18 protein-coding genes are annotated in these 16,966 nt (G+C 46.9%); 15 read left to right on the top strand and 3 right to left on the bottom strand.

What is annotated here, in order from left to right:
* Positions 1–57 precede the first annotated feature (57 nt).
* A complete protein-coding gene (locus BQ7480_RS08635; protein WP_072542555.1) occupies positions 58–681 on the top strand; it encodes a Crp/Fnr family transcriptional regulator in 624 nt (207 codons plus the stop codon).
* 3 nt (positions 682–684) lie between these two features.
* Here the strand turns inward: BQ7480_RS08635 and BQ7480_RS08630 are convergent, their stop codons facing one another.
* Positions 685–1,446 carry a PP-loop family protein gene (locus BQ7480_RS08630; protein WP_072542554.1) on the bottom strand — a complete coding sequence of 254 codons (762 nt, stop codon included), beginning with the start codon at positions 1,444–1,446 and terminating at the stop codon, positions 685–687.
* Between the two features lie 222 nt (positions 1,447–1,668).
* On the opposite strand from BQ7480_RS08630, the gene BQ7480_RS08625 reads away from it, so the two are divergent.
* The 9 genes from BQ7480_RS08625 to BQ7480_RS08585 all read left to right on the top strand — a co-directional run bounded on the left by BQ7480_RS08625 (position 1,669) and on the right by BQ7480_RS08585 (position 10,934).
* On the top strand, positions 1,669–3,087 hold the full coding sequence (locus tag BQ7480_RS08625) for a tetratricopeptide repeat protein (RefSeq protein WP_072542553.1): 1,419 nt from the start codon (positions 1,669–1,671) through the stop codon (positions 3,085–3,087).
* A 19-nt stretch (positions 3,088–3,106) separates the two neighbouring features.
* On the top strand, positions 3,107–3,571 hold the full coding sequence (locus BQ7480_RS08620; protein ID WP_072542552.1) for an NfeD family protein: 465 nt from the start codon (positions 3,107–3,109) through the stop codon (positions 3,569–3,571).
* A gap of 48 nt (positions 3,572–3,619) precedes the next feature.
* Positions 3,620–4,621 (top strand): flotillin-like protein FloA, encoded by a 1,002-nt coding sequence (gene floA / locus BQ7480_RS08615; RefSeq protein WP_072542551.1) that lies wholly within the window; start codon positions 3,620–3,622, stop codon positions 4,619–4,621.
* Positions 4,622–4,657: 36 nt separating this feature from the next.
* Positions 4,658–5,536 (top strand): nucleoside phosphorylase, encoded by an 879-nt coding sequence (locus BQ7480_RS08610; RefSeq protein WP_072542550.1) that lies wholly within the window; start codon positions 4,658–4,660, stop codon positions 5,534–5,536.
* A 72-nt stretch (positions 5,537–5,608) separates the two neighbouring features.
* Positions 5,609–6,100, top strand: a complete 492-nt coding sequence (locus BQ7480_RS08605) for a GAF domain-containing protein (protein ID WP_072542549.1) — start codon at positions 5,609–5,611, stop codon at positions 6,098–6,100.
* Positions 6,101–6,171: 71 nt separating this feature from the next.
* The gene (gene mnmE / locus BQ7480_RS08600) at positions 6,172–7,623 is read left to right on the top strand and encodes a tRNA uridine-5-carboxymethylaminomethyl(34) synthesis GTPase MnmE (RefSeq protein WP_083581788.1); all 1,452 of its coding nucleotides are present in this window, start codon (positions 6,172–6,174) and stop codon (positions 7,621–7,623) included.
* Between the two features lie 250 nt (positions 7,624–7,873).
* On the top strand, positions 7,874–8,770 hold the full coding sequence (locus BQ7480_RS08595; RefSeq protein WP_072543961.1) for a helix-turn-helix domain-containing protein: 897 nt from the start codon (positions 7,874–7,876) through the stop codon (positions 8,768–8,770).
* A 92-nt stretch (positions 8,771–8,862) separates the two neighbouring features.
* Complete coding sequence (locus tag BQ7480_RS08590) at positions 8,863–9,969, top strand: site-specific integrase (RefSeq protein ID WP_072542548.1); 1,107 nt, start codon at positions 8,863–8,865, stop codon at positions 9,967–9,969.
* 197 nt (positions 9,970–10,166) lie between these two features.
* On the top strand, positions 10,167–10,934 hold the full coding sequence (locus BQ7480_RS08585) for a mobilization protein (protein WP_072542547.1): 768 nt from the start codon (positions 10,167–10,169) through the stop codon (positions 10,932–10,934).
* Positions 10,935–10,943: 9 nt separating this feature from the next.
* On the opposite strand, the gene BQ7480_RS08580 is transcribed toward BQ7480_RS08585, so the two are convergent.
* On the bottom strand, positions 10,944–11,501 hold the full coding sequence (locus BQ7480_RS08580; RefSeq protein ID WP_394332654.1) for a DUF6642 family protein: 558 nt from the start codon (positions 11,499–11,501) through the stop codon (positions 10,944–10,946).
* 19 nt (positions 11,502–11,520) lie between these two features.
* Complete coding sequence (locus BQ7480_RS08575) at positions 11,521–12,429, bottom strand: HAD family hydrolase (protein WP_072542545.1); 909 nt, start codon at positions 12,427–12,429, stop codon at positions 11,521–11,523.
* 250 nt (positions 12,430–12,679) lie between these two features.
* On the opposite strand from BQ7480_RS08575, the gene BQ7480_RS08570 reads away from it, so the two are divergent.
* The 5 genes from BQ7480_RS08570 to BQ7480_RS08550 all read left to right on the top strand — a co-directional run bounded on the left by BQ7480_RS08570 (position 12,680) and on the right by BQ7480_RS08550 (position 16,960).
* Positions 12,680–13,048: a helix-turn-helix domain-containing protein gene (locus tag BQ7480_RS08570; protein WP_072542544.1), complete on the top strand. Its 369-nt coding sequence runs from the start codon at positions 12,680–12,682 to the stop codon at positions 13,046–13,048.
* 11 nt (positions 13,049–13,059) lie between these two features.
* Positions 13,060–14,427 carry a DUF3987 domain-containing protein gene (locus BQ7480_RS08565; RefSeq protein WP_072543960.1) on the top strand — a complete coding sequence of 456 codons (1,368 nt, stop codon included), beginning with the start codon at positions 13,060–13,062 and terminating at the stop codon, positions 14,425–14,427.
* An 83-nt stretch (positions 14,428–14,510) separates the two neighbouring features.
* Positions 14,511–15,584, top strand: a complete 1,074-nt coding sequence (locus BQ7480_RS08560) for a DUF6371 domain-containing protein (protein WP_068855228.1) — start codon at positions 14,511–14,513, stop codon at positions 15,582–15,584.
* 139 nt (positions 15,585–15,723) lie between these two features.
* Positions 15,724–16,032 (top strand): MobC family plasmid mobilization relaxosome protein, encoded by a 309-nt coding sequence (locus BQ7480_RS08555; protein ID WP_008151762.1) that lies wholly within the window; start codon positions 15,724–15,726, stop codon positions 16,030–16,032.
* A complete protein-coding gene (locus BQ7480_RS08550) occupies positions 16,022–16,960 on the top strand; it encodes a relaxase/mobilization nuclease domain-containing protein (RefSeq protein ID WP_072542543.1) in 939 nt (312 codons plus the stop codon). The genes BQ7480_RS08555 and BQ7480_RS08550 overlap by 11 nt, the downstream gene beginning before the upstream one ends.
* Positions 16,961–16,966: the final 6 nt, after the last annotated feature.

The following is a 16,966-nucleotide window of genomic DNA, read 5'->3' as shown; positions in this document are numbered from 1 at the left end:
CACACGGGATTTCTGTCACCTATGTGACACGGAACCCAAAGAAAAGTTAAAAGAAAGATGCATACCGAAGTTTTGACACGAATGAGCCTCTTTGAAGGATGCGAGGCAGAAGCCCTTCACCAACTGCTGCGTGAGGCACCGAACAGTTTGCGCATATATAAGGAAGGAGAATACATTGCCCGTCAGGGAGACGCATGCCGTTCCTTGTTTATTCTGATGAAAGGGAACGTGAAGACACAAATGGAAAATGCAGAAGGCAAACAGCTCACCATCGACTGGATCAAGGCACCCGACATTCTGGCTCCGGCCTTCATCTATGCCTCGGAGAACCGTTTCCCGGTGAATGTGGAAGCCACGGAACTCTGCGAGGTGCTTGTCATGGACCGTACCCGTTTCGAGGCGTTCATGCATGCCCAGCCGGCCGTGATGAGGAATTTTATCGCCATCATTTCCGACCGGAGTCTGTTTCTGAGCCGCAAGCTGAATGAATTCGCCTTGCAGAGCCTGAAATCACGCCTGCTGAACTACCTGCAGATGCACGGAGGCATCCACAACCAGCAGGAAGTGGCCTTTATTTTGGGAGTAGCCCGTCCGTCACTGGCCCGCGCCCTGTCGGAACTGATTGCCGAAGGAAAAATCACCATGACGGGTAAGCAAGTGGTACTGAATGTCCCCGAATGAGACTTAACCGAGCGAATCCTCTTCACTCTCCATCGGAAGAAGGTCGCGCTGGATGTTGTTCATGCTCCCCCACAAGCTGTAACGTGCTTCCGGATTCATGGCTTCCAACCGGGCCAGCACCTCTTTCATGTCCGAACGATGGGAGTCTTTTTCATACGGGCAATTCTTCACCTGCTTGCGGAAATCCCGGAGGGCGGCCATCTCCTTCAAGTCGGCTTCGTGTACCAGACACATGGGACGGATAATCGTCATGTCGAACTTGCGCATTACGAGCCGCGGCGGCATGGTGCTGAAAGCCCCCTGGAAGGTCATGTTCATGAGCAAAGTCTCCAGAATGTCGTCCATGTGGTGCCCCAATGCAATTTTGTTGCATCCGTGCTCCTTGGCCACGGTGAAGAGCGCCTTCCGCCGGTTCCACGAACACAGAAAACACGGAGATTTCCGGTTGTCGGTCGACGGGTCGAATTCCGTTTCATAGCACACATACGGTACACCCAGCTTCTCGGCATACTCGCGCAGATAGGTCTGGTCGGACTCGTAGGCGATGTTTTTCATCACCACATGAGCTGCTACCACTGAAAATTTAGGTTTGTAGATGCGTGAACGCAAAGCCAGCAACTCCAGCAAGGCCAGTGAGTCTTTCCCACCCGAAAGGCCCACCAGGATTCGGTCGCCTTCTTCTATCAGGTTGTATTTCATTATCCCTTTCATGAACCGCTGGTTGATGCGGCGCATCAGGCGGTCTTCTTCCGTCATTTTTCCCATACGTATGATATTAAAAACGGCGGCGAAATTACGAAAAACGCCCGAATAAAGGGAAACGGTTACGCTTTTTTATGAACTGCATCGTGCCGGGAATATACATTATTGGTTATATTCGCAAAACCAAAACGGCCAAAGTTCCGTGTAAAAAGAAAAATAGGGAACAGAAAATGGTATAATTCCCAGAATATTCCTACATTTGAGAAACTTTTAGACACAGAAACGATGAAAAAAAGATACATACTCCCTCTATTGGCTCTTTGTGGTGTGGGAGGAGTTTCCGCACAGACCCTGAGCCAAGCACAAAAATGGTTCAACGACAAGCAGTTTGACAAGGCGAAACCTGTCTTCCAACGCTTGGTGAAACAATCTCCTTCAAATGCCAACTACAACTTCTGGTACGGCGCCTGCTGCTATGAGACCGGCGAATTGAAAGAGTCTGTACCCTATCTGGAGAAAAGTGCCGAACGCAAGGTCATCAACGGTTTTCTCTACCTGAGCAAAGCCTATTTCGACTTGTACCGCTTTGACGAAGCCATTGAGAACTTGGAAGACCACATCTATTGGATGGAGCGTAAGAACCGTGACACTTCCGAACTGGAAGCACTGTTGGACCGCTACCGCATGGGAGCCCGTATGATGCGGGGAGTGGAAAGCGTAGCCGTCATTGACAGTTTTGTGGTCGATAAAAATGACTTCCTTCAGGCATATAAAATCAACGAGGAATCCGGAAAGGTGGGGCTTACCGGCGAAAGCGACTGTACGGAATTCACCAACGGAATGAAAGACAAGAAAATCCTTGCCCACCGTGTACCGGGAACAAACGAAAGAGCCCTTTACACCAGTGTCACGCTGGGAGGTGACTGGGGAGTACCCGAAAAAGTGAAAGGTTTGGACGAAGCAGGTACTGACCTGAACTATCCGTTTATCAATTCCGACGGTATTACTCTTTATTTTGCGGCCAAGGGAGAAGAAAGCCTGGGCGGTTATGACATTTTCATTACCCGTTATGACTCGGAAGACGGAAGCTATTTGAAACCGGACAATATGGGGTTTCCGTTCAATTCTCCTTTTAACGACTATATGTATGCCATCGACGACTTTAACGACCTGGGATGGTTCGCTTCCGACCGTTATCAGCCGGAAGGCAAAGTCTGTGTGTATGTCTTTGCCCCCAACAGCTCCAAGCAAGTGTATGACTATGATACGACCGACCCCGAATTGCTGACCAATGTAGCGATGCTGAACGGCATCCAGCACACTTGGGGGGATGCCGACAAAGTCCGGATAGCCAAGCAACAACTGGCACAGGTGATGTACGGCGAAAACGAGACCCAAAAGAAAGGCGATTTCCGCTTCGTGGTAGACGATCACGACATCTATCATACCCTTGCTGATTTCCGCTCGGAAGAGGCACGGAAAAAATACCAGCTGCTCCAGCAGAAAGAAAAAGACCTGAAAGCCATGGACGAGGCCCTCGTACAAATCCGGGCCAATTATGCATCCGGCGATACGGAACTGAAGAACAAGCTGACACCGGGTATCCTCGACCGTGAGAAGCGGGTGAAAGAGCTGCGCGAAGAAATTGAGGCGCTTACGCTTGACATCCGGAACACGGAAATCAAGAAACTGAAGAACCTCTAATATAAAAATATACACTACCATGGAAACACTGATTATCATCGCACTCATTATCGGAGGCCTGATACTCTTTGCCATCGAAGTCTTTCTGATTCCCGGCATCAGCGTGGCGGGAGTCGGAGCTGCGGTGTGCATCCTTTATGCCATCTATTCCGCTTTTGCCTCGCTCGGCTCACAGGCCGGATTCCTCACCATCGGAGTCTCTCTGCTGGGCATAATCGGCGTGACGTGGTGGTTCATGCGCTCCAAGACCGTCGATCGTCTGTCATTGAAGAAAACCCTCGACTACCGTCCCTCTCCCTTTGAGGGAATGGACCTGAAACCCGGCGACCGGGGCATGAGCGTCACCCGTCTGACTCTGATTGGCAACGCCGACTTCAACGGACACATCATCGAGGTGCAGTCGGCCGACGGATTCATCGACGAGAAGACACCGGTAGAGATTGTCCGCATCAATGAGACCACGGTGTACGTGAAACATGCGTAAACTTCACGTTCACCTTTCTTCCTGTATTCACTTTTAAATCTAACGTATATGATTAATCCCGCTTATCTCCCCTTTATTCTGGCCGGAGGTGTCATCATCTTCCTGGTCATTTTTTTCCACTACGTGCCTTTCTTTCTCTGGCTCTCGGCCAAGGTGTCGGGCGTCAAGATTTCGCTCATCCAGCTGTTCCTGATGCGCATCCGTAACGTGCCGCCCTACGTCATCGTACCCGCCATGATTGAAGCCCACAAAGCCGGATTGAGCAACATTACCCGTGATGATCTGGAAGCTCACTATATGGCCGGGGGACACGTGGAAAAGGTGGTACACGCTTTGGTATCAGCTTCAAAAGCCAACATCGAACTTTCCTTCAAGATGGCCACCAGCATCGATCTGGCCGGACGCGACGTGTTCGAAGCCGTACAGATGTCGGTCAATCCGAAAGTGATTGATACCCCTCCCGTCACTGCCGTGGCCAAAGATGGTATCCAGCTCATTGCCAAGGCCCGTGTGACCGTACGCGCCAACATCCGCCAGCTGGTGGGTGGGGCCGGTGAAGACACCGTACTGGCCCGTGTAGGCGAAGGCATCGTTTCTTCCATCGGTTCTTCCGAAAATCATAAGTCGGTACTCGAAAACCCCGACTCCATCTCCAAGCTCGTGCTGCGCAAGGGACTCGATGCCGGTACCGCTTTCGAAATCCTTTCCATTGATATTGCCGATATCGATATCGGCCGTAACATCGGAGCTTCCCTGCAGATTGACCAGGCCAATGCCGACAAGAACATCGCCCAGGCCAAGGCCGAGGAACGCCGCGCCATGGCCGTAGCCCTGGAACAGGAGATGAAAGCCAAAGCCGAAGAAGCCCGTGCCAACGTGATTCAGGCAGAAGCCGAAGTGCCCAAAGCCATGGCCGAAGCCTTCCGAAGCGGCAACCTGGGTATCATGGACTACTACCGGATGAAGAATATCCAAGCCGATACCGACATGCGGAGCAGCATTGCCCGACCGGATTCTCATCCTGCCGGACACGAGCCCATCGGCAAATAAGAAGACATAAACTTTACTTGACTAAAAACGTAACGTATGAAAAAGTATTTTCCCCCTTCAGAACTGATTATCAACGAAGACGGTTCTGTATTCCATCTCCACGTGAAACCGGAGCACCTGGCCGACAAAATTATTCTGGTGGGTGACCCCGGACGTGTGGCCCTCGTAGCTTCCCACTTCGACACCCGCGAATGTGAAGTGGAAAGCCGTGAGTTTCATACCATCACCGGTACCTACAAAGGCAAACGCATCATGGTGACCTCCACCGGTATCGGGTGCGACAACATCGACATCGTGATGAATGAAATCGATGCGCTGGCCAACATCAACTTCCAGACCCGCGAAGAAAACGATACCTTCCGACAGCTGGAAATCGTGCGCATCGGTACCTGCGGCGGCCTGCAGTCCTACACGCCCGTAGGCACCTTCATCTGTTCCGAAGTCTCCGTGGGATTCGACGGCCTCCTGAACTTTTACGAAGGACGCAACGCCGTGTGCGACCTGCCCATGGAACGCGCCCTGCTCAACCACCTGGGCTGGACAGGTAACCTCTGCGCCCCGGCTCCCTACGTGATTCATGCCGACAAGGAACTGGTGGAACGCATCGCCGGCACCGACATGGTACGCGGCGTGACCGTGGCCTGTGGCGGTTTCTTCGGTCCGCAAGGACGTCAGCTCCGTATCCCCTTGGCCGACCCGCACCAGAACGAGAAAATCGAAAGCTTCGAATACCAGGGACACCGCATCACCAACTTCGAAATGGAAAGCTCTGCCCTGGCCGGACTGGCCCGTCTGCAAGGCCATAAAGCCACCACCGTGTGCATGGTCATTGCCAACCGCGTGGCCAAGGAAGCCAACACCGGATACAAGAGCAAAATCGACGACCTGATTAAAGTCGTCCTTGAAAGAATCTAGTAAACTAATTATCAATCAACAGGTTCCCTTCTCCGGAAGAGAGCCTGTTTTTCTGTCTGAAAAATCATCTACATGGAAGCAAGTTTCAAATCCACCCTTACCGACAAGCGTCAGCGTTACGCGCAATTCCTTGAACAATTCGCCCCCCTGATTGAAGGCGAGAAAAACGAAATCAGTGTATTGGCCAACACCAGTGCCGCCCTGAAAGAAGCCTTCGGATTCTTCTGGGTAGGCTTCTACCTGGTACACGAAGGCGAGCTTCACCTCGGCCCGTTCCAAGGCAGCGTGGCCTGCTACCGCATCAAGAAAGGTCGTGGTGTATGCGGTACCGCCTGGGCCGAAGCCCGTACCCAAGTCGTGCCCGACGTAGACCAGTTCCCCGGCCATATCGCCTGTAGTTCCCTCTCCCGTTCCGAAATCGTCGTGCCGATGACGGTCAACGGAGAAGTCCGGGGCGTGCTCGACATCGACAGCGACCAGTTGGCTACCTTCGATGAAACCGACCGCGAATACCTCGAAAAAGTGGTCGACCTGCTGGTGAAAACCCTCTACCTGCCTGCATAAATCTGTCGGCTCTCCTTCCGGATGTAACCCGAAAACCGTATCTTTGCAAGGATTTTAAAAGCAATACACACGTGAACATACTACAAACCCAAGATACCATCTGTGCCATCGCCACCGCCCAAGGCGGAGCCATCGGCACCATCCGCGTGTCGGGTCCGGAAGCCATCACCCTCACCGACCGCATTTTCAAGCCCGTTTCCGGTAAACCGCTGGCCGAACGCGAACCCTATACCCTCACCTTCGGCCACATCCTTAGTCCTGAAGGAGAGATTATCGACGAAGTGCTGGTCAGCCTTTTCCGAGGCCCTCATTCCTACACGGGAGAAGACTCCACGGAAATCTCCTGCCACGGTTCGAGCTACATTCTCCAGCAGGTGATGCAGCTTCTTATCCGGCAAGGATGCCGTGCCGCCGGACCGGGGGAATACACCCAGCGTGCCTTCCTGAACGGCAAGATGGATTTGAGCCAGGCCGAAGCAGTGGCCGACCTCATCGCCTCTACCTCCGCCGCCACCCATCGCATGGCCATGAACCAGATGCGCGGCGGATTTAGTCGGGAACTGGCCACCCTGCGCGACAAGTTGCTCCACCTTACCTCCCTCATGGAACTGGAGCTTGATTTCAGCGACCACGAGGAACTGGAGTTTGCCGACCGTTCGGAGCTGGAAGACATCGCCCGCCAGATTGAGCACGTCATCCATCACCTAGTGGATACGTTCAGCGTAGGAAATGCCCTCAAAAACGGCGTCCCCGTGGCCATCGTAGGCGAAACCAATGCCGGGAAGTCTACCCTGCTGAATGCCCTCCTGAACGAAGAACGCGCCATCGTGAGCGACATTCACGGTACCACGCGCGACGTCATCGAGGATACGATGAACCTGGGCGGCATCACCTTCCGCTTTATCGATACGGCGGGTATCCGTGAAACGACCGACACCATCGAAAGTCTGGGTATCGAGCGGAGTTTCCAGAAACTGGACCAGGCCGATATCGTGCTTTGGGTGATCGACGCCACTTGTGCCGAGGCGCAATACCGCGAACTGGCCGGCAAGATTCTGCCCCGCTGCAAAGGCAAGCACCTGGTGATTGTGCTCAACAAGGCGGATTTGCTTTCATCGGCAGAACCTTCTACGGATAATACTGCTTCTTCGACGGATGCACAGCTTGCTCGCCTGAAAGCGGCTCTCCCCGATTTGCCGGAGGACGTATGTGTGCTTTCTCTTTCGGCCAAGCAGAAAGAGGGACTTTCTCAGCTTCAAAAGCAGTTGGTGGACTTCGCCGCCCTGCCCGACCTCTCACAGAACGATGTGGTGGTGAGCAACATCCGCCACTACGAGGCTTTGAGTCATGCGCTGGAAGCAATCCACCGCGTACAGGACGGACTGGCCATGCATCTCTCCGGTGACTTGGTTTCACAAGACCTCCGTGAGTGTCTCTTCCACCTGGCAGAGATTGTGGGCGGGGAAATCACGACCGATGAGGTGCTGGGGAATATTTTCAAGCATTTTTGCATAGGCAAGTAAATACTTGGTTATCAGATAGTTAAATTGATTATAATCGATTAATATGGCGCTCTTTACGGGCGCCTTTTTTGTTGCTCAAGTATCGTTGATAATCGTTGCTAAGCCTTTTTACGCCATTTTTTGTACCTCTTGTGTACCTCACAAGCCAAAAGCCGGGTTTACTGTCTGCCAGGTGGTGGACAACCTGGAACGCCTTGGAACGCTGTGGTACGCAATGAAACAGATTTGGCGAACTAAAAAGATAATTAAAATGGCTAGTAACATTGAAATTCAAAAGAAATGCGAGTGGTGTGGCACCATTTTTACCGCCCACAAGATTACTACCGCATACTGTTCACACAGGTGCGCAAACCTCGCATACAAAGATCGAGTTAGAAAAAAACGAATTCAAGAATTCCACTTGAAACATGATGCAGAATTAAAACCTAATTCTGAAAAAGAGTTCTTAACTCCTACTGAAGTTGCCGCATTTTTAGGTGTAGGCCGTACCTCAATTTATCGGTATATCAAAAATGCGAAAATCAAAGCGGTCAGATTTGATGGGAAAACTCTTGTACGGCGTTCGGATATTGATAATATGTTCGACTACATTATTGCTTCCAATAATGAGAATAAACCCAAAGAGAAAACTCCAATATCAGATTTCTACACCACAGCTGAAGTTAAGGAAAAGTATGGCGTAAAGGATTCCTGGATATTTCATATCGCTAAGGAACATAATATTCCACGAACCTTTCATCGTGGAAAAACCTATTGGAGCAAAAAGCATATTGATGACTACTTTGCAAAGAAAACTCCCGATCCTGAGATCAAGGAATGGTACAGCACGCAAGACATGCAGGAGAAGTTCGGCATGACACTAACGGCCATCTATTCTTTTGTATCAAAGAATGCCATTCCTAAAAAGAAAGTCGGCATCATGGTGTTCTACTCCAAAAAGCATGTCGACATTGCCAAAGGCCTCATAGCTCCCGAAGAGCCCAAATACTACACCATTGCCGAAGCGATGGAACGATTCAAACTGACACGGGATCAACTCTACCATTATGTAAAATACCATAATATCGCCCGTATCAAAGTCGGTAAATATACCAAGATTCTGCGGGAAGAGCTGGACAAGTTCTTTGAACCTCCAAAAATAGAATGAGCCGAAAGTTATTTTCCGGTGATAAATACCACCATTAGAACACCTATTTTATTTGCAACAAAAACAAGTATTAATCAAAAAACAATATAGCTATGACACTTACATGCACCAACGTAACTTTGAGACAAAAGCCATTGCGTAACGACCGCATATCTCTTTATCTGGATTATTATCCGGCCATTCGCAATCCTTACACGATGAAGATGAGTCGCCGGGAATTCCTCGGCATTTACATCTATGCCAAGCCCAAGAATGAGCAGCAAAGAATGTTCAATCAGGATATGCTGAACAAGGCAGAGGCAATCCGCTGTATCCGTGTCCAGTCGCTTATCAATGAAGAATTCGGATTCCTGGATAAGAACAAACAAAAGGTAGATTTTCTCGCCTATTTCCGGACTAAAGCACGAGAAAAGTATGAGAAATGGGATTGCGTTTACAACCACTTCGAGAAATTTGTCGGTGGTAAATGCACCTTTGGTGATGTCACCGTGGAACTGTGCGAGAAGTTCAGAGATTACCTGCTCAAATGCAAACAAATCAATCATCCCAATGCTTATATCTCACGCAATTCGGCCGCTGGCTATTATTCAACTTACCGAGCCTTGTTGAAGATAGCCTACAAAGAGAAGATGCTGCGTGAGAACTTGAACGACTTTCTGGAAAAGATAGAATGGAAAGAGGTCAAGAAAGAGTATCTGACACTTGATGAAGTCAAGAAACTGGCAGCTACGCCATGCAAGATTCCTGTCTTGAAACAAGCCTCCTTATTTGCTTGCATGACCGGTCTCCGTATCAGTGATATTCTGAAGCTGGACTGGCGTGATTTTGAAGTCGGCCCGGATCAAGGTTACTATATCCGTATCTGCACCGAAAAGACAGAAACCGAGGCTACACTCCCCATCAGTCAGGAGGCTCTGGAACTGTGTGGCGAATGGGGCACCGGAAAAGTCTTCAAAGGTTTAACCCGATCCATGACTCATCATCCTCTGAAACAATGGATTGCCGAAGCCGGAATCAGAAAACACATAACTTTCCACTGCTTTCGTCATTCATATGCCGTCATCCAAATCTCCTTAGGAACAGACATTTACACAGTATCGAAGATGCTGACGCATAAGAATGTCACCACGACACAAATCTATGCTGATTTGGTTAACTCCAAGAAGCGAGAGACGGCGAATAAGATTTCGCTGAAATAGTATAAAGTTCTGTAACGAAAGAAGAGTCTGACATGGGGTTAAAACCTAGTTGGACTCTTCTTTTTTATTCTATTGTGGCATAGATGGCATAGAAATAAGTACTATATCGAGGACAAATGCTGCCACTTTCTTGGATTTATAACATGGTATCTATAAAATGACATATATTTGCGCACAAACAATTAGCAAATATCACTATGAATCAGAAAAGTATAGAACATATAGCACTCTATTCCCTTGTATTGGTAGGTACTCTTGTCGTTGGCGTTTTAGCTCGTCAGTTTATTTTATCCAAAGGTGTTGACGATTTCAGTAGTAGTGTTGCATTTTTTGCAACAGTAATTGTCTTGATGGCGATCTATGCCAGTTTACAGACAACTTTCAATCAGTTTCTGCTGCCACGCATAGAAGCTTTTCTATTGCGTTTCTCTGCTTTTCAAACGATGAAAAATCACAATAACACCGTTTCTGTTCCGGAAGCCCCTACAAGTAAAGATTCAAACCAGGCTACGCCTGATGTCATTGAGCCTGCTCCTACCATTGAAGAAGCAATCTCTGAACCTTCAGAATATGAAGTCATGCGAACCAACGCTATAGCAAAAAAGAATCGTGCTACTCAAACCAAATTGGAAAAGGTCATCAGCTATACGAAGCAAACAATGGTTGCCTATATGAGTGAAGAAGATCTCAATCGTCTATGCACATACGTTGCAGAATATAGTACGGAAGATACCTTACAAAAGATATCGCCTGTAAAGGTTGATTCACAACTCAAAAGCATTGATATTATGCACTTTGGATGGAATATTGGCAAGGCTTTTGGTATAAAGCGTATTCATACTGCAACTTTCATCAAGAGTGTCTTTGCCCATACCCTCCGTGACTTGGAGATCTCAACTATTGAACGTAAAATGTCACATACGGAGTCAGAGTGTAATATTAAACTAAATACTGCAATTGTCTAATGTATGATATCAAAATATTTTAAATCCCAACTTTTGGGATAGTCCATTGTAATATTTTTCCATTGCAGAAGCTATTAATGCCTTTTTGGTTTGATGGCGTAATATTTGATCAAAATAAGCGATATCATTAATAGCACTTAAAATACTATCCACCTTTGTTGTATATCCGGATAAGTATAAAGCTCCTGTATCATTTTTGAATTCCTCTAATTCTTTATCACTTCCTAGTAATGTGCGACAACTGCTGAAATGTACAAAACGATCTGTAAAGACTCCTTTTGCCATATCTGCCAATTCTTTTAATGTCAACTTCTTCTCTGTTTTCTTCTCTCCTTCCAAAAAAATAGAATGGGTATCGCCATGAAAAGATAAATAAAAAATAGAGTAACCATTATATTCAGACGTAGCGAATCTTCTCAAATAATATTGAAGCTCTCCTTTAGTAGCTACTCTACGATAAATCACTTTACACCCCCATGATTTTTCAAGGAACCCCAATAAAGACCTTGTATGCAAAGACAATCTATTTTGTTTAATAGTATGCTCCCATTCGGTCTCAAGACAAATTATTCCCGTTTTTATAAATTTAAACTAAATGATGTGGTACATTGTCTAAATTACCTCTTTTCGCCTGTTCTTCCTTCTTTATTCGTTCTGCAAACTCCTGAATTTTATTACAAATCCACATTGAAGCCGTTTTTCCGTCTGAATAATCAGCTTCTGCAAACATATCAATTCTTCCATCTTCTCTTAAACGCTCAACCTGCTTAAAAGCATCCTTATTACCTTGAGGGTATATTGCAAATGTGGCACCTCCCTTACCCTTGACAACAGAGAAAGCGGGTACATCACTGGGTCCATCAGCTATGTAAATCATATTTCTAAAATCCACTCGACGCTGTTCATTTGTCATTTTACTATTAACATTTACCTCCACGTCTCCTCCTACACCTTTATTAATTTCGAAGAGAGCTCTAGTTTTTGAAGTATTATCAATGGTATATCCTATTTCTGATAGAAATTTATTTCCTTCTTCATCTTCCTCCTCAATAAGTTCACATCCCCATACATATTTTACGTAATCCATTATTGATGTTCCCCTAATTACTTGTGCAAACCCAGTACTTACTATGTAATGTTCTACTTTTATATTGTACTCTTCACAGACAGGATCTGACTTTAACAATTCTGTAGTTGTCTTAAATATTTCAGGAATTCCTTTATAAAAAGATTGTTGCTTGCCATATCCTTTTAATTTTTCATTATTTAAGCCTTTAAAAATTCCTTCTCTGACATATTTAAGAAAATGATTCAAATATATCGTATCAGGATTAACTTTAACATTTTGTTCCCGCATATACTTTTCAGGCAATGAATTAACCTCCTTCCAGAAAGTTGAAGAATTAATGTCATATTCCTTAAAAATTGGATCTTGCATATATCCATCTACCAAGGTTTTATCAAAGTCCCATATTACAGCTATAATATTCTTCATATAAAATATATTTTAACAATGAATAAATGCCTATTAACTGCACAAGCTATACAAATATACCCAAGGGATATGAATAAACCAACAAATCTAAAATTTTTATGATTGAGATTTTCTATTCATTTACAATAAAAAGAACGAATGTATAAAATCTATCACCATCAAAAGTTATCTCACAGTTATATTCCGGTGATGTTTTCCACCATCAAAACACCAATTTCCTTTGCCAGCGAACAATTAAAAACGAGTACGTATGGCAAACGAACAAATCACTTTTGATAAGCTGCCGCAGGCGGTAGGTTATCTCACAGAACAGATGGAACAAATCCGTCAAATGGTAGCGGCACTGCAACCGCAGGTTTCTTCCGACAAGCATCGTCTTATTGAAATTGACGAAGCCTGTAAAATCACACGAAAGGCAAAGCCTACTATTTACACGCTTGCGCGCAAAGGACTGATTCCGGCTTACAAACGAGGTAAGAAACTCTATTTCTATGAAGATGAGCTGCTGGAATGGATTGAGTCCGGACGCAAGCAGATGCAGGCCATGTCACTTCAGGAACAGGCTGCGGAGATAGTACATGGAGCGAAACGCAAACCAAAGGGAGGTTATAACTTTTGATCTGCATGGATATGGAAACCTCCAAATTAACAGCAGAAGGTATTATCGGTGAGGCTGTGCGCATCGGAGTCAAGATGTCCGGCGGTGAGTTCCCGATAGAAGTCTTTCCTATCAGGATTCAGCGTATCATCAGCAGTTTGCACGATTGTCAGGGCTATCCCGTGGATTATGTTGCTGCGGCTATCCTTGCGGCCATTGCCGTGGGGATTGGCAACTCCCATCTGGTGCAGGTAAAGCGCAACTGGTTGGAAAGTCCCATCCTATATATGGCTCTGATTGGTCGCCCCGGAGCCAATAAGAGTCACCCGCTGAGTTTCGCTTTCCAGCCGTTCATTGAACATGACTATTGTCAGAATCAGGAGTATCAGAAACTGTATGCCGAGTATGAACGCACTATGTCCATGAGCAAAAAGGAACGCATGGAAGCTGGTTTGGATGAATTTCCGCAGGCTCCCGTGCGCAAACGCTTTCTTGTTTCGGATATTACTCCCGAAGGATTGAGCCTGATACATGCCCAAAATCCCAGAGGACTTTGCCTTTGGTCGGATGAGTTATCTGCCTGGTTCAAGAATTTCAACCGCTACAATAACGGTTCGGAAGAACAGTTCTGGCTTTCGGTGTTCAATGCCAAACCTACGATTTCAGACCGCAAGAGTACGCAAAGTTCCATTTTTATCAGACGTCCCTATATCTCCGTTATCGGTACCATCCAAAAGAAGATATTGGGTGAACTGGTCAAGGGCGAACGTTCAAGTAACGGTTTTATTGACCGTATTCTTTTCGTGATGCCTGAATCTGTCTTGAAAAGCAGATGGAACGACCGGGAAACTCCTGAAGAACTGGAAATCCAGTGGCAACAGATTATCGATAAGCTGATCGCACAAGATTGTCCGCATGACGAGAATAATGAGTTGCAGCCTCAATGCCTGCCATTCGATGAAGAAGCCAAGCAGCGGCTTTACGGTTGGCAGCATGAAAATGCCCGTCAATGTGATATGGAAACCAACGATGCGTTGGTAGGTATTTACTGCAAACTGGAAATCTACATTATCCGGTTTTGTCTGATTATCCAGCTTGCCCGATGGACTTGCGGAGAGTGTGACAAGCATATGATTGACCTTGAAAGCGTGAACCGTGCCATCCTGCTGGCCGAGTATTTTCGGACAACAGCCGTAAAAGTGCAGACCGCCGTCAGTCAAGAACAGTTGAGCGAATTGCACCGCAACATATACCTGAATCTGCCTCACAGATTTACAACGGCAGAAGGTATCGGCATTGCTGAAAGTTACGGGATGAAAGAGCATGCTTTCAAGATGTTTCTAAAACGCCATATCGGAACATTATTCAGAAAAGAGAATCATGGAGAATACAGTAAATAAACCTGTTACTATGCACATTTTCGCAACCGAGGGGTTTGTGAAGTTGCGAAAATGTGCATAGTAACATCCAAACAGAAAGAAAAATGAACTACAGATTTACATTAGAACCATACAAAGGTGTCAGCACCCGGCACACATGCCCGAACTGCCACCGCAAAAGTTGTTTCGCCAAATACATCGATACGGAAAAACAAATCAGCTTTCCTGACTATGTAGGGCGATGCAACCATGAACAAAAGTGCGGCTACAACTATACGCCCAAAATGTACTTTGATGAGAATCCGATTGCCAAGGAGCGATTGAGTGAAGAGTTTGTACCAGTGTCAAAGCCACGCATCAGTCTGCCTCCTGCGCCATCCTTCATTGAGCCCGAAATTATGAGGCAATCCCTGAAGCTTTATCACACGAACAAGCTGTTTCAGTTCCTGAGTTTCCATTTCGGACAGGAGGCTACCGAAGAGCTGATGTTGCGCTACCATGTAGGAACCTCGAAGCATTGGCCGGGAGCTACGGTCTTTTGGCAGGTCGATATTTCCGGACGTGTACGCACCGGAAAAGTGATGCTCTACAATCCTGGAAGCGGAAGACGGATTAAAGAGCCGCACAACTACATCACGTGGGTACATTCCCTTTTGAAGAAAGAGAATTTCAACCTCCGGCAATGCCTGTTTGGTGAGCACCTTTTGTTTTCCGACCAACAGCGTCCGGTTGCCCTTGTGGAGAGTGAGAAAAGCGCTTTGATATCCAGTTTCTATCTGCCGCAATACCTCTGGATTGCTTCGGGCGGAAAGAACGGTGCGTTCAATCAGGATGCCATGAGCGTATTAAGAAACCGACGTGTTCTGCTCTTCCCCGATCTGGGTGCAACCGACTATTGGAATAGTAAAATGGAGATGATCCGAAGCCTGGGAATAGAGGTTTCTCTCTTCGATTTTATGGAAAGAAACGCAACAAAAGAAGAACGGGATGCGGGTTATGACATTGCAGATTTTCTGCTGAAAGAAGAGACAAAGGAAGCAATTTTCAATCGTCTTATCACGTTGAATCCGGCCTTGAAAACGCTGGTCAAGACCTTCGATTTACGGCTTGTCAATGTGGAGAAAGCACCGCTTTCAGCAACGGTTCAACATACTCGGAAAGGACTTTTCAAACAATGACTTTCAGATGTCTGATTCTCTTCTTTTTCACTGGAGCAAGTTTATGCCGGTGTATTACATTTCCCGGCCACTTGCTCACCTCAAAAGAAGGTGAGACGGCTCCCGATGGTCACAATTATTAATCTCAAAAGCAAATATTATGGACAAGAAAAATACAGTTACAATCCGTCTTACAGACGAACAATTCGGCTGGCTCAGAGCACTCAGCCGGCGCAGTAAACGCAGTCAAAGCGAAGTAGTGCGTTCACTCATTGAACACGGTACGGTGCGCGAACGGATTACGAGAGAAAATCTTGACATCATCCGAAAACTGATTGGCGAAAGTACGAACCTGAATCAGCTTGCCAAACGAGCCAACGCTTACGGTTTTTATCGTGTGGCCGATGAGTGCCGGACCGTCACCCAGCAGATTTCTCAACTCATAAAACAACTCAAGGATGATAGGTAAGATTGTCAAGGGCACATCGTTTTCCGGGTGCGTAAACTATGTGCTGAAAGAAGATAAATCACGCCTGCTGAAAGCGGTTGGTGTCTACGGTTCACCTGAAGAAATAGCGGAGCAATTCGAGTTGCAGACTTTATTGAATGACAAGGTCAAGAACAAGGTCGGCCATATATCATTGAGTTTCTCTGCAGAAGACGGGGACCGCATCCGTGACGATGATGGACTGATGCTGAAAATTGCCCACGACTATATGAAGCTGATGGGAATCGAGAACACGCAGTTCATCATCGCCAGGCATACCGACCGTGATCATCCGCATTGTCACATCGTTTACAACCGGGTGGATAATGACGGCCGCACCATCAGCGACAAGAACGACCGTTACCGAAACGAAAAGGTCTGCAAGATGCTGACAGCCCGTTACCGTTTGCATTTTGCCGAAGGAAAAGAGAATGTCAATTTCATGCGGTTACGTCATCATGACAAGGTAAAGTATTTTATCTATCATGCCTTGAAACGAGAAGTTCCGAACGCCCGAAGCTGGAGTGAGCTGCGAGTGGCCTTACGGAAGTACGGAATTGATACGCAATGGAAGCAAAGTCGCACGACCGGAGAGATGCAAGGTGTCAAGTTCACATGTGACCAACTGACCTTTAGCGGTTCCAAGATTGACCGCCAGTTCAGTTTCCTGAACATCGACCAGGAGCTGAGATATAACGCTCTTTCTGCTACCATGAACCAGCGTCAGGCACAGACAGAAACCATACGCGAGGAACCTCGGCATGAATACCAGCAGGAGAATCATTCCAGCATCAGTGTGGGATTGTTCACGCCCTCTCCTACGGATTATGATACGGAGGAAGCGATACAGGCCAACCGGCTTAAAAAGAAGAAAAAGAAACCGAAACGCAAGCGAGGTTTCAGTCTATAATCAATT

This window comes from Bacteroides mediterraneensis, from assembly GCF_900128455.1.
GTDB classification, from domain to species: Bacteria; Bacteroidota; Bacteroidia; order Bacteroidales; family Bacteroidaceae; genus Phocaeicola; species Phocaeicola mediterraneensis.
The sequence above is the reverse complement of the archived record's forward strand: the minus strand, read 5'-3'. Positions and strand labels throughout refer to the sequence as shown.

Bases quoted from the DNA above. Each gene is read 5' to 3' on its own strand.
- BQ7480_RS08635 (WP_072542555.1), top strand. From the start codon at position 58: ATGCATACCGAAGTTTTGACACGAATGAGCCTCTTTGAAGGATGCGAG.
- BQ7480_RS08630 (WP_072542554.1), bottom strand. From the start codon at position 1,446: ATGGGAAAAATGACGGAAGAAGACCGCCTGATGCGCCGCATCAACCAG.
- BQ7480_RS08625 (WP_072542553.1), top strand. From the start codon at position 1,669: ATGAAAAAAAGATACATACTCCCTCTATTGGCTCTTTGTGGTGTGGGA.
- BQ7480_RS08620 (WP_072542552.1), top strand. From the start codon at position 3,107: ATGGAAACACTGATTATCATCGCACTCATTATCGGAGGCCTGATACTC.
- floA (WP_072542551.1), top strand. From the start codon at position 3,620: ATGATTAATCCCGCTTATCTCCCCTTTATTCTGGCCGGAGGTGTCATC.
- BQ7480_RS08610 (WP_072542550.1), top strand. From the start codon at position 4,658: ATGAAAAAGTATTTTCCCCCTTCAGAACTGATTATCAACGAAGACGGT.
- BQ7480_RS08605 (WP_072542549.1), top strand. From the start codon at position 5,609: ATGGAAGCAAGTTTCAAATCCACCCTTACCGACAAGCGTCAGCGTTAC.
- BQ7480_RS08595 (WP_072543961.1), top strand. From the start codon at position 7,874: ATGGCTAGTAACATTGAAATTCAAAAGAAATGCGAGTGGTGTGGCACC.
- BQ7480_RS08590 (WP_072542548.1), top strand. From the start codon at position 8,863: ATGACACTTACATGCACCAACGTAACTTTGAGACAAAAGCCATTGCGT.
- BQ7480_RS08585 (WP_072542547.1), top strand. From the start codon at position 10,167: ATGAATCAGAAAAGTATAGAACATATAGCACTCTATTCCCTTGTATTG.
- BQ7480_RS08575 (WP_072542545.1), bottom strand. From the start codon at position 12,429: ATGAAGAATATTATAGCTGTAATATGGGACTTTGATAAAACCTTGGTA.
- BQ7480_RS08570 (WP_072542544.1), top strand. From the start codon at position 12,680: ATGGCAAACGAACAAATCACTTTTGATAAGCTGCCGCAGGCGGTAGGT.
- BQ7480_RS08565 (WP_072543960.1), top strand. From the start codon at position 13,060: ATGGAAACCTCCAAATTAACAGCAGAAGGTATTATCGGTGAGGCTGTG.
- BQ7480_RS08560 (WP_068855228.1), top strand. From the start codon at position 14,511: ATGAACTACAGATTTACATTAGAACCATACAAAGGTGTCAGCACCCGG.
- BQ7480_RS08555 (WP_008151762.1), top strand. From the start codon at position 15,724: ATGGACAAGAAAAATACAGTTACAATCCGTCTTACAGACGAACAATTC.
- BQ7480_RS08550 (WP_072542543.1), top strand. From the start codon at position 16,022: ATGATAGGTAAGATTGTCAAGGGCACATCGTTTTCCGGGTGCGTAAAC.